This is a genomic window from Parasediminibacterium sp. HNIBRBA5674 (assembly GCF_056745525.1).
The window spans coordinates 116,735-130,438 of the sequence record NZ_JBQWIE010000006.1 but is presented as its reverse complement, the minus strand read 5'-3'; the positions used below and the strand labels follow the sequence as shown (position 1 = coordinate 130,438).

Here is a 13,704-nt window from a genome sequence, read left to right as displayed (position 1 = left end):
AATTGAGTTTGATGAGTGTGGTAACTTTTAAACTCTTTTCGATGCTCACTTATTTTATAACTAGCAACTTGCGTTAACTAGTTAATCTGAAAAGTGATAGGTAGTGTAAAACGTGTTTTTACGTTTTTACCTTTTATGCTTCCAGGATTCCATCTTGGCATCTTTCTTACTACGTTAGCAGCAGCTTCATCAAGGCCATAACCAAGTGCTTCGCCTTTGGTGCTAGGCGTGTACACTGTACCATTTTCGTCTACTGCAAAAATTACATTTACGGTACCTTCTACACCATCATTAAGGGCATCTTCAGGGTAAGTAATATTTTTTTCTACAAATTTTGCCAATGCTTTTTCGCCACCTGGGTAAGATGGTAATACATCAACTCTATCATAATAACCGTCATTATCCATTATCATTTGTGTATTGGCCATTGGTTTTACAACGGGTGAATTCATTACTACAACCACTTTGCCTTTACCGCCCTTTTTTGCTGGGTTTGGTTTGGCAATACCAAGTTTTTTGGTAGTGATGGTTTTGGTTAATACAGAACTATCTATTTTAACAATGGCGCTATCCATTTTGCCATTACTACTAGCTATAACAGTGGTGTCTTTTGTAACGTTGGTTACAACTTCTTCTGTTTTTTGCTCGCCGCTTTTGCAGGCAACTAATGTTGCTGCCATTACTATGCTACCTAAAAACAGCTGTGTTACTTTTGTACGTACTAACATGGTGATACTATTTATTTTTTGTAAGTAGTAATAGTCAAATGCCATGCCGCATGCTAGAAAATTATAAAATATAAGTTGCTTTAAAAGTGCAGTTTGCTTGTTAGGTAGTTATTGATAGGCATAAAAAAAGGTAATAGCATTACTGCCATTACCTTTTAATAAAAGATTGTTATTTATAGATTATTCTCAAAAGAAATTGTTCTGCTAAAATTAAGCAGCTACAATCTCTTAATCATTTCATTAGTGGTCTATTTTCTTGCCAATACTCTTTCTGCTGCAGCAATTACATCTGGTGTATCTAAACCGTATTTAGCCAATAATTGAGCTGGTGTACCACTTTCGCCAAAAGTATCTTTTGTGCCTACATATTCAATAGGTATTGGCAAATGAGACGCAGCTACTTGTGCAATGCTATCACCAAGGCCACCTAAAATATTGTGCTCTTCTACAGTAACCGCACATTTGGTTTTGCTGATAGATTTTAAAATGGCTTCAGTATCTAAAGGTTTAATAGTATGAATATTAATCACTTCTACGCTTACACCTTTTTCTTCTAAAGCTTTTGCAGCTTCAATAGCTTTCCAAACCATTAAGCCAGTAGCAAAAATGGTAACATCTGTGCCTTCTGTTAATTGCTGAGCTTTACCAATTACAAAATCGCTACCATCTACAGCAGTAAAGTTTGGCCATTTAGGGCGGCTAAAACGTAAGTAAACAGGGCCTTCGTACGATGCGATGGCTTTTGTAGCAGCTTTAGTTTGGTTAAAATCGCAACCAACAATCACTGTCATGCCAGGTAGCATTTTCATTAAGCCAATATCTTCTAAAATTTGGTGCGTAGCGCCATCTTCACCCAAAGTTAAACCAGCGTGAGAAGCACAAATTTTTACATTTTTATTACTATAAGCTACACTTTGACGAATTTGATCGTACACACGACCTGTACTAAAATTAGCAAATGTAGTTGTGTATGGTATTTTACCGCCAATAGCTAAGCCGGCGGCAATACCAATCATATTGGCTTCAGCAATGCCTACTTGCACAAAACGCTCAGGCATTTCTTTAATATAAGGCCCAAGTTTAAAAGAGCCAGCTAAGTCTGCCGTTAATACTACTATATTAGGATTTTCTTTGGCTATTTCGTAAATGCCTTCGCCAAAGCCTGCACGTAATTCTTTCTCGTTTTGTACTACAATATCTTTTGCTTTCATGCGTGTTGTGTTTTATTGTGTTTTTGTAATCGGTTGCAATATGGAAAGTGTCGCAATTTAGTTAAAAAGTAGTTTATAAAGTGTATAACACTGTAAAATGATTGATATGTATTTAGAAGATACATATCTGCAAATATGATTACTGGATAGAAATTTAGTTAAGGCAGTTAACATGTTAACATTGTGGTAATGTAGGCTTAACAATTCGGTAATACTGCTCGTGAACCTTTGCGGCATAAAACACCCTTCGTGAAGAAATCTATTGGTCTTATTATCTTTCTTATTACATGTTCATTTTCGTTTGCACAAAAAGCAAAAATTACAGGTAAAGTTATTAATAGTAAAACGGGCGAGCCAATTATTGGTGCTACAGTAAGCATCCCAAGCATTAAGCGCTCAATCGCCACTGACTTAAACGGCATTTACACGCTTGGTGGTTTAACGTCTGGAACATATATGATTATTGTAAGTTCTATTTCGTTTTCGAAAAAGAGTGTAGATGACGTTTTAGTCAAGGATGGTGATGTAGTTACAGTGAATATTTCTTTAGACGAGGCAGCTAGCAAAGTAGAAGAGGTAGTAGTAAAAAGTACAAAAGTTAATAGAGAAAACGCTAGTGCGGTATTAACAGCTCAAAAAAACAGTCCAAGTGTAAGTGATGGTATTTCTGCTGAAGCTATTAGAAAAACACCCGATAGAAATACGAGTGATGTACTAAAAAGGGTAAGTGGTGCAAGTATTCAAGATGATAGATTTGTAATTATTAGAGGTTTGAATGATAGATACAATGCTGCCTTTATTAATGGTGCGGCATTACCAAGTTCTGAAAGTGATAGAAAAGCCTTTGCATTTGATATTTTCCCATCTAACATTCTAGATAATTTAGTTATTTATAAAACCGCTACACCTGATATGTCGGGTGAATTTGCAGGTGGTTTGATTAATATAACTACCAAATCTATCCCTAGTAAAAAAGCAACAAGTTTATCATTTGGTTTTGGTTACCATACACTTATTACTGGTAAAGAAAGTATTACTTACAAAGGCGGTAAATATGATTTCTTAGGTTTTGATGATGGTAAGAGAAATATTCCCGACGGCACTGCACCCACACAAAATTTTCAAAATTTATCACAAAATGATAAGGCAGCGTTAGGTAAAAAATTTGAGAACAATTGGGGTACTTACGGTCAAAATACATTACCTAACTTAAGTTTTCAGTTAACACATAGTTTGGTAGCTGACAGAAAAGGCAAAGAGTTTTTTGGTGCACTATTTTCTGTGACTTATAACAATTCGAATAGTTATAACGAGGGTGAAAGATTTGGTTATGAATATGATAGAACTAATTCATCTACTCCTCCTTTTTCTAGGGCGTCATTCGTTGAAAAGACATATGCCAATCAAACATTACTTGGATTAGTGAGTAATTTTTCTTTCAAATTATCTGATAATGCTAAAATCAGTTGGAAGAATATTTATAGCGTTAATAGTACTGATAAGGTAATTATTAGGGAAGGTCAACCTGATGTTACTTCTGACCCAGATTTAAGAAATAGAAGTTTTGCCTTGTGGTTTACAAGTAACAAGATTTTCTCTTCACAATTGAATGGGGATCATTATTTTAAAAAATCAAAATTCAAATTAAACTGGTTAGTTTCTTTAGGTACAGTTAAAAGAGATATCCCTAATTTAAGGCAACTTACTTATTCAGCACCCTCTGCAACTAGTAATTATACAGCAGTTTTAACAAGGAGTTCAATCAGTAGTGATAATTCTGGGTCAATGGTTTTCATTAACAATGATGAAAAAATTTACAACTCGAAACTTGATATTTCTAGAGATTGGAATTGGTCTAACTCAATAAAGGGACAAATAAAATTTGGCGCATTGTATCAATACAGAGATAGACAGTTTAATGCCCGTTTGTTAGGATTCGCTAAGTATCAAACTAATTTTGATCCTAGTATCGAATCTCAGTCTGCTAGTACAATATTCAATCCCAGTAATTTTGGCTTACAAGCAAATGGGAAAAATGGATTGTTGTTATTAGATGGCACTAAAGCTACTGATAAATACGACGCTAATTCAACTACTTGGGCTGGATATTTAATGCTTGACCAAAAAGTCCATAAAAAATACAGAGTTATTTATGGCGTAAGAATGGAGAGTTTTAATCAGAAACTAAACACCCTGAAAGACTTTGGTGACACTGTTAGATTAAACACCAATAAAATTGATTTTTTACCATCTATTAACCTTGTTTATTCTTTAGATTCTAAACAAAATCTAAGATTTTCGTACTCTACTACTTTGAACAGGCCTGAATTTAGAGAATTGGCTACATATCCTTTCTATGACTTTGCTAATAGAATTTTGATTTCTGGTTTCCCAACATTGGAAAGAGCAATCATTAATAATTATGACCTACGCTATGAAATTTATCCTGGTCGTGCACAGTTATTCTCAGCAAGTGTATTTTATAAAAAGTTTGCAAATCCTATTGAGCTAGTTACTGATCCTAATGATGATGACCAAGCAGTTTATCAAAATGCAATCTCAGCAAAAGTTTATGGTGCAGAGGTTGAAATTAGAACCTTGCTAGCGTCTGTATTTAAAAGTTCTGAAAACAGTATTTTAAACAAGCTAACATTTGCTGCAAATGCTTCAATAACTAAATCCGAGATTAAAACTGGCGATTTTGGAAACATAAGTGCTAAAGAATTAATTTCTGAGAGACCACTGCAAGGGCAGTCACCTTACTTAATCAATAGTAGTTTAACCTACGCTGATGAAAAAAGAAATTTTTCATTAACAGCATCTTTAAATAGAGTAGGGCAAAGAATATTTATTGTAGGTACAATTCGTAAACCAGATATATGGGAAAATGCAAGAACAGTAGTTGACTTGCAAGCAGCTAAATCTTTTATGAAAGATAAGCTTGAATTTAAATTAAATGTAAAAGATTTGTTAGCCCAAAAACAACTTTTTTACTACGAAATTAATCAAGACAGTAAATACAATAGCAGCAACGATAAATTATTCTCTAGCGCAAAAGTAGGTAGTGTCATCTCATTAAGTGCTAGTTATAAATTCTAAATCTTATTATCTAAATTTTTTCATTCAACATCAAAACACAAAACAAAAAACCATGCAAAAATTTTTTACAATTCTATGTTTCGCTGCGCTATCTTACTCTGTAGGAAACGCACAGGAATTCATTCAGAAAGTTCCTTACCGTGGTGCTTTTGCACCATCACCAAGTCCAATGTGGACGAGTGGTTGGGCAGAGTTTGACCCACAGAACAAAGTATATCCAGCAACAACAGTAACCGTAAATACAAACATTACAACAAATACTACTTGGACGGCTAATAATGTATACTTGCTACAAGGTTTAGTTTATGTACAAGCTGGTGTAACTTTAACAATTGAACCAGGTACAATTATTAGAGGTGATAATACAATAGCCAACTCAAGTTTAGCAGTATCAAAAGGCGGTAAATTGTTGGCAGAAGGTACAGAAACTAAGCCAATTGTATTTACGTCAAACAAGGCAGTAGGTTCAAGAGCACCAGGCGATTGGGGTGGTGTAATATTGTTAGGTAAAGCATCAACAAATAAAACAGGTGGCTTAGGTAATATTGAAGGTATTACGGCCGCAGCAGCTAATGAATACGGCGGTGGTACAAGCCCAGATGACAACGATAACAGTGGTATTTTGAAATATGTACGTATTGAGTTTGGTGGTTATGTATTTGCTGCTAATACAGAGATTAATGGTTTAACTTTAGGTGCAGTAGGTAGAGGCACAACTATTGACTATGTGCAATGTTCATTTATTAATGATGATAGTTTTGAATGGTTTGGTGGTACAGTAAATTGTAGTCACTTAATAGCTTATAAAGGTACCGACGATGATTTTGATACCGATAATGGTTATAGTGGTAATGTTCAGTTCTGCTTAGGTTTAAGAGATCCACAAATTTATGATCCAACTTATGCAGCAGCATCAGGTGCATCAACTTCAGAAGGTTTTGAATCAGATAACGATGCAACAGGTTCAACTTTAACACCAAAGACCAAAGCATTATTTACCAATATGACAATAATAGGCCCTTATAGAGGTTCATTGTCAAACATCATAGGTCCAGGTTTTAGACGAGCGGCTAGAATACGTAGAAATTCAGAGTTAAAGATTTTCAACAGTATCTTAATGGATTTTCCAAGAGGCTTGCACATTGACGGTATTGGTGCAACCAATACAGCCGAAGCCAATGCAACAGCAGGTTTAATTAAGTTTAAGAACAACATTTTATCAGGTTACGAAGTAGGTAGAGTAGGTGAGATAAACACTGGTAGTACTTTTGATATTAGAGGTTTTATTGCTAGCAATGCAAACGACACCATACCAGGTAGTACATCAGGTGTTACAGGTATCTTGGTAAGTCCATATGCTTCAAATGATGCAAATTCAGATTTTAGACCGGGTACTTTAGCATCTACAGGTGCTGATTTCACTGACCCCGCATTTACAGGCTTAGTGATTAATAATTATTTCAAAACTGTTCCTTACCGTGGTGCTTTTGCACCATCACCAAGTCCAATGTGGACGAGTGGTTGGGCAGAGTTTGACCCACAGAACAAAGTATATCCAGCAACAACAGTAACCGTAAATACAAACATTACAACAAATACTACTTGGACGGCTAATAATGTATACTTGCTACAAGGTTTAGTTTATGTACAAGCTGGTGTAACTTTAACAATTGAACCAGGTACAATTATTAGAGGTGATAATACAATAGCCAACTCAAGTTTAGCAGTATCAAAAGGCGGTAAATTGTTGGCAGAAGGTACAGAAACTAAGCCAATTGTATTTACGTCAAACAAGGCAGTAGGTTCAAGAGCACCAGGCGATTGGGGTGGTGTAATATTGTTAGGTAAAGCATCAACAAATAAAACAGGTGGCTTAGGTAATATTGAAGGTATTACGGCCGCAGCAGCTAATGAATACGGCGGTGGTACAAGCCCAGATGACAACGATAACAGTGGTATTTTGAAATATGTACGTATTGAGTTTGGTGGTTATGTATTTGCTGCTAATACAGAGATTAATGGTTTAACTTTAGGTGCAGTAGGTAGAGGCACAACTATTGACTATGTGCAATGTTCATTTATTAATGATGATAGTTTTGAATGGTTTGGTGGTACAGTAAATTGTAGTCACTTAATAGCTTATAAAGGTACCGACGATGATTTTGATACCGATAATGGTTATAGTGGTAATGTTCAGTTCTGCTTAGGTTTAAGAGATCCACAAATTTATGATCCAACTTATGCAGCAGCATCAGGTGCATCAACTTCAGAAGGTTTTGAATCAGATAACGATGCAACAGGTTCAACTTTAACACCAAAGACCAAAGCATTATTTACCAATATGACAATAATAGGCCCTTATAGAGGTTCATTGTCAAACATCATAGGTCCAGGTTTTAGACGAGCGGCTAGAATACGTAGAAATTCAGAGTTAAAGATTTTCAACAGTATCTTAATGGATTTTCCAAGAGGCTTGCACATTGACGGTATTGGTGCAACCAATACAGCCGAAGCCAATGCAACAGCAGGTTTAATTAAGTTTAAGAACAACATTTTATCAGGTTACGAAGTAGGTAGAGTAGGTGAGATAAACACTGGTAGTACTTTTGATATTAGAGGTTTTATTGCTAGCAATGCAAACGACACCATACCAGGTAGTACATCAGGTGTTACAGGTATCTTGGTAAGTCCATATGCTTCAAATGATGCAAATTCAGATTTTAGACCGGGTACTTTAGCATCTACAGGTGCTAGCTTTACTGACCCTGCATTTACAAATGGTGTATTACCAGTTACCCTTACATCATTTTATGGTGTAAATGCAAAAAATGATAATCTATTGTATTGGGAAACTGCAACTGAAATTAACAATGCAGGGTTTAGCTTAGAACGTAGTATTGATGGTATTAATTTTAGCTCAATTGGTTATGTAGCTTCTAAAGCTGGTAACAGTTCAATCGCAACGCAATATCAGTTTACTGATGCAAATGCATTTGATGGTAAATCTTACTACAGATTAAAACAAGTAGATAAAGATGGTAAATTCTCTATCTCATCCGTAGTTGAATTAACTAAAAATGTAGCTACAAGTGTTATTGCTGCATCAATTTATCCTAACCCAGTTACTGATAAATTGAATGTGGTAATCGCTTCTCCAAAAGCACAATTTGCTACTTTAGTGGTTAACGATTTCTACGGTCGTACATTAACCACAAAATCTACTACCTTACAAGCAGGTAACAACAAATTTGACTTTGATGTAAAACAATTAGCACCAGGGCAATATGTTATTAGCTTATTATTAACTGACGGTAGTAAAGCAACTACTCAGAAGTTTATTAAACAATAATAGTTCCTATTCTATAGCCTTAAAAGTGTTACAAAGCCCGCTCAATTTGAGCGGGCTTTGTTTTGAAATCTACTTTACTCTTTTATATTTTAAATATTTTATGAATAAATTTTTGGTAGTAAATAAATATGTATAAATTGTACATTAGCGTTAGATGCGTTTTGGCTACACCACCAAATTACCCACTGCTTGGTTTAAAAAGTTGGGTAAAATGTGCGAATAGGTGTAACGAATTTTATCAGGATCTTGCAGTTGCTCTACCATGCTTTGCCATTTTGCAAAGCCATGTTCTGCAATTACTACTTGCTTTTTTTCTTCGCTTTGCAAATGCATGAGCATGCCTATTGCATCTGCCTCAGGGTGAAACTGTGTACCCATAAAATACGCGTTAAAACGCACAGCCATTATGGCTCTATCGTATGGCACATGTGGGCGTTCTTTTTCAATGGTTAATATTCTACCGCCCATTTTTTCAAGCTGCTCGTAGTTAGGCGTAATTACTTGGTAATCTCTACTATCTACCGCATAAAATGGATCTTTTAAGCCTTCAAAAACGGTTTCGCTAAACCCATCTTGCAACATGTGTACTGGAAAAACACCAAAAGACGTGCTTTTGCGCTTGCACACATTACCAATATTGTAATGGCGACACAACAACTGAAAGCTGTGGCAAATAAAGAATGCCTGTTTTTTTATATCGTTTAAAGGATTGTTGTTATAAGCCTCTAGCTGTTGTAGCCAGTTGAAGTATTGTTGTTCCCAAATGGTTTCTTGGGTGTCTAAAGGTGAGCCAGGGCCGCCGCTAGAGATGTAAGCATCGTAGCTTAAATCTGGGATTTCTTGTTTTAAGCGTACCTCAAATTCATCGAAGGCAATATCGATGTTATTAGCTTCGCCCCATTGGTTAATAATTTCACGAATACAACGCATACCTTGGTTGGCGTGACCTTCGTATAAATCTAATATTGCAATTTTTATAGTCTTTTCTTCGTACATGTGGCTGCAAAAGTACGAAAACGAGATTTTATAAAAAATAGACGCTAATGCGCTGATGTTAAGCACTATATTTGTACGTTATGCTTACAGTATGCCCGCTTTAAAAGGCAAATACTGTTGTAAAATTTGCTTAAAGCCAATGGTTATAAGCGCATCACACAATTATCCTATCGAAATATCGTTTATTTTAGCACAAATTATCTTTACCCGATGAAACGAATTTTGACAATTGTAATAGTTGTTACTGCCTTAATACTGCATAGTTGTGGTGGCGTTAAGAAAGTACCACCACCGGCTGCAAAAACTACAGCACCTGCAAAAACAGACCCTGCACCAGCTAAGGATGAGTATGTATCATTTACAAAAGATATTTATGATAAATTGGTAGCTAATAAAATTGATTTAAAAGCAGTTCAATATTATAACGACCAAGATATTTACCTAGCAAGGGGTACAGATGTGAATGCTATTTCTCTTGATAAAGGGAAAATTGTAGAAGCTGGCGGTACTAATGTAGATAAAATTGTAATAGCGAAATATACACCTGGTAAATGCGAATTGGTAGAAGGTGACGGTTTAAGAATTAGTTTTCAAGCAGGTGGCAGTACCTTTAAATTTTTAAACAGTAAAACATACAGCCCTGATAATTTTATATTTTCTGGTGCCAATTGGAAAGATGGTCAATGCGATATTGATTATAATGGTATAAGATACAGAGCAAGTTGTGGTGGTGGTTGTATAAGTGTGGCCGATGTAAAATTGGCTGTTAAAAAAAGCTTTTTAGATAAAAATAACATTAACGAGAAGAAGCTAACAGGTAATACTGTTATGTAGTAATTGACTTAATTCCATAAAAATCCCGCCAAGCTTTGGCGGGATTTTTTTATTCCTCAAACTTTTCACTAAGCTTCACTTTCCATATAGCTTTCTATTGGCTCGCAAGTGCACACCAAGTTTCTATCGCCATAGGTGTTGTTAATACGTGCCACAGATGGCCAGAATTTATTTAAGGTAACATAGTACAAAGGAAAAGCAGCTTCTTTACGGCTGTATGGCAAATCCCAAGTATCGGCACACACCACAGCTTGCGTATGCGGTGCATTTTTTAGTGGGTTGTTGGCCTTGTCAAACTTACCTGCTTCAATGGCTTTAATCTCATCGTAAATGCCAATCATCGCATCGCAAAAGCGGTCTAGCTCTGCTTTGTCTTCGCTTTCTGTTGGTTCTATCATAATAGTACCAGCTACTGGGAAGCTCATTGTTGGTGCATGAAAACCATAATCTATTAACCGCTTAGCCACGTCTTCTGCTTCTATACCTGCTGTTGCTTTAAACGGACGTAAATCGATAATAAACTCGTGTGCAGCAGTGCCGTTTGTGCCTGTGTATAAAATTGGATAGTATTTCTCCAATCTTGCTTTCATGTAGTTGGCATTTAAAATGGCATATTCTGTTGCCATTGTTACACCATCGTAGCCAAGCATTTTAATGTAAGCGTAGCTAATTAGCAAGATAGATGCAGAACCGTAAGGGGCGGCAGAAACAGAGCCGTTAGTCGTAAATCGTTGTTCGGTAGTTACTTGCGATTCACCATTACCGATTAACGTATAATGACTAGGCAAATGCGGCGCTAAATGTTCACGCACACAAATTGGACCCATACCAGGACCACCACCACCATGTGGAATAGCAAATGTTTTATGCAAGTTTAAGTGACAAACATCTGCACCAATTTCAGCAGGTGAGGTTAAACCTACTTGTGCATTCATATTGGCGCCATCCATATATACTTGACCACCTAACTCATGTATAATGCTACAAATTTCTTTAATCGTTTCTTCAAAAACACCGTGTGTAGATGGATAAGTAACCATTAAACCGCCCAAAGTATCTTTGTATTGTTCTGCTTTTAATTTTAAGTCAGCCACATCTATATGGCCTTCTTCTGTGCCTTTTACCACCACTACTTTCATACCTGCCATTACAGCGCTTGCAGGGTTGGTACCATGTGCAGAAATTGGAATTAGCACCACATTTCTATGTGCATTGCCATTGGCTTTATGATAAGCCATTATTGTAAGTAAACCAGCGTATTCGCCTTGCGCACCACTGTTTGGTTGCAAGCTACAAGCATCAAAACCAGTGATGGTACACAAGTACTCAGATAACTCATCAATTATTTGCTGATAACCTTCTGTTTGGTCAGCAGGTACAAATGGATGCATACCACCAAATTCTGGCCAGCTTACAGGTATCATTTCGGTTGCAGCATTCAATTTCATGGTACAGCTACCAAGCGAAATCATGCTGGTGTTTAACGATAAATCTTTGTTCTCTAATTGTTTAATGTAACGCATCATTTGGCTTTCGCTATGGTGCATGTTAAACACAGGGTGCGTTAAATAAGTAGAAGTACGTGCAGCGAAAGCAGGTATTGACGTTAAAGTATCATCACTATCAAACTCAATTTCTGCTTCGTTTAAGCCTTTTAATTGTGCAAATACATACACCACATCTAGCACATCTTTTTGCGAGGTCGTTTCATCTAAAGAAATACCTACATGGTTCGCATCAATGTATCGGAAGTTCACTTTGTTTTGTAGTGCTATTGGGCGCAGTTGTTCAGCATCTACGTTTATCACTACGGTATCAAAGTAACCCGTGTTCACATTTTCAAAGCCCAATTCTGCCAAGCCTTTGCTTAATACCAAAGCCAAAGTAGCTACACGTTCAGCAATATTTTTTAAGCCTTTTGGGCCATGATATACTGCATACATTACAGCCATATTAGCTAGTAATGCTTGTGCTGTACAAATATTAGAGGTTGCTTTTTCACGTTTAATGTGTTGCTCTCTTGTTTGCAGCGCCATACGTAAAGCTCTGTTACCTTGCGCATCTATACTTACACCAATTAAGCGACCAGGCATGCCACGTTTAAATTCATCTTGCGTAGCAAAAAATGCCGCATGCGGGCCGCCATAACCTAATGGCACACCAAAACGTTGTGCTGAACCAACAGCCACATCAGCACCTAATTCACCCGGGCTAGTTAGTAAGGTTAAGGCTAGTAAATCTGTTGCCATTACTACATATCCTTTTACCGCATGAATTGCCTCTATAAAGGCTTTGTAATCTTCTATGCTACCGTTGCTGTTAGGGTATTGCACCAATGCACCAAAATAAGTAGCATCTATTTGTGCGGTTTTATAATCACCAAATACCAACTCTACACCTATTGGTAACGCTCTTGTAATTAAGACATCTTTGGTTTGTGCAAAGGTTAGCTCATCTACAAAAAACTTAGGCTTGTCTGCTTTATCGGTTTTATTTACGTGGTGAAACAACATAGCCATCGCTTCTGCTGCTGCGGTTGCTTCGTCTAGTAAGCTGGCGTTGGCAATAGCCATACCTGTTAAATCGCACACCATGGTTTGAAAGTTTAACAAACTTTCCAATCTACCTTGGCTGATTTCAGCTTGATAAGGTGTGTATTGTGTGTACCAGCCTGGATTTTCAAAAATATTACGCAGAATAACACTTGGCGTAATGGTATTGTAATAGCCTTGGCCAATGTATGTTTTGTACAATTTGTTTTTAGCAGCAATTTCTTTTAACGATTGTAAATATTCGTACTCACTTATCGCCTCAGGCAGGTTTAGCGGCTGCTGCAAGCGTATAGAGGCAGGTACGGTTTTACTAATTAATTCTTCAACACTTTGTACGCCTATGGTTTGTAACATGGCTGCTGTGTCTGTACTGTTTGGTCCATTGTGTCGTCTTTGAAACTCTGTGTTCTGCTGTTGAAACAAATTCATAGCGTGTGTTTTATGTATGTTACTAGCTGTAGATTATCAATTCAGCTTCGTTGCGTCGCACACTTGTACGTCTAGATACTTTATGGGGCTTTTACCGAAGCGAGCCGATTTGAGGCTGCAAATGTAATATTCTATAACGTGCTATTAGGTAGTTTGTTAAGGCTAGTAAGCCCTAATGTGCGAAACTTGGTACAAAGCATATTCGCCATTAAAATTTCATTAATCAGCAAGCAAATACCTGCGAAAATATTAAGCAAACAAGCGGTAACATTTGAGAAAGCAAAACGAAAGCGCCAAAATTTTTAGAAAACTTCAATTAATTATAAATGCCCCCAAAAGTTTGGAGGCATTTATAATTTAAGCAGCAAGCAAGCAAATCGTTAGAGGCCAAAGTTTTCACGATATCCAAGGCATTTTGCAAACGTTTCCGTGTTGTGTGATACCACGATATCAAATCGTTAAGACAAATTTGGAGAAAAATTTAACAATAAGTTCACATGGGTTTT

7 protein-coding genes are annotated in these 13,704 nt (G+C 36.6%); 3 read left to right on the top strand and 4 right to left on the bottom strand.

The window, feature by feature from the left end; genetic code table 11:
* Nucleotides 1–77: 77 nt before the first annotated feature.
* Nucleotides 78–728, bottom strand: a complete 651-nt coding sequence (locus tag ACT9TX_RS04955; RefSeq protein ID WP_481337118.1) for an energy transducer TonB — start codon at nt 726–728, stop codon at nt 78–80.
* A gap of 248 nt (nt 729–976) precedes the next feature.
* Nucleotides 977–1,939, bottom strand: coding sequence for a transketolase family protein (locus ACT9TX_RS04950; RefSeq protein ID WP_481337117.1), 963 nt, complete (start codon nt 1,937–1,939; stop codon nt 977–979).
* A 249-nt stretch (nt 1,940–2,188) separates the two neighbouring features.
* On the opposite strand from ACT9TX_RS04950, the gene ACT9TX_RS04945 reads away from it, so the two are divergent.
* Together ACT9TX_RS04945 and ACT9TX_RS04940 are read left to right on the top strand one after the other, a co-directional pair.
* Complete coding sequence (locus tag ACT9TX_RS04945; RefSeq protein WP_481337116.1) at nt 2,189–5,038, top strand: TonB-dependent receptor; 2,850 nt, start codon at nt 2,189–2,191, stop codon at nt 5,036–5,038.
* A 52-nt stretch (nt 5,039–5,090) separates the two neighbouring features.
* Nucleotides 5,091–8,387, top strand: coding sequence for a T9SS type A sorting domain-containing protein (locus ACT9TX_RS04940; RefSeq protein ID WP_481337115.1), 3,297 nt, complete (start codon nt 5,091–5,093; stop codon nt 8,385–8,387).
* A 165-nt stretch (nt 8,388–8,552) separates the two neighbouring features.
* Here the strand turns inward: ACT9TX_RS04940 and ACT9TX_RS04935 are convergent, their stop codons facing one another.
* Nucleotides 8,553–9,383, bottom strand: a complete 831-nt coding sequence (locus tag ACT9TX_RS04935; protein ID WP_481337114.1) for a type 1 glutamine amidotransferase — start codon at nt 9,381–9,383, stop codon at nt 8,553–8,555.
* A 210-nt stretch (nt 9,384–9,593) separates the two neighbouring features.
* Here ACT9TX_RS04935 and ACT9TX_RS04930 point away from each other — a divergent pair, with 210 nt between their 5' ends.
* Nucleotides 9,594–10,217 (top strand): hypothetical protein, encoded by a 624-nt coding sequence (locus tag ACT9TX_RS04930; RefSeq protein ID WP_481337113.1) that lies wholly within the window; start codon nt 9,594–9,596, stop codon nt 10,215–10,217.
* Between the two features lie 68 nt (nt 10,218–10,285).
* Here the strand turns inward: ACT9TX_RS04930 and gcvP are convergent, their stop codons facing one another.
* Nucleotides 10,286–13,198 (bottom strand): aminomethyl-transferring glycine dehydrogenase, encoded by a 2,913-nt coding sequence (gene gcvP / locus ACT9TX_RS04925; protein WP_481337112.1) that lies wholly within the window; start codon nt 13,196–13,198, stop codon nt 10,286–10,288.
* Nucleotides 13,199–13,704 lie beyond the last annotated feature (506 nt).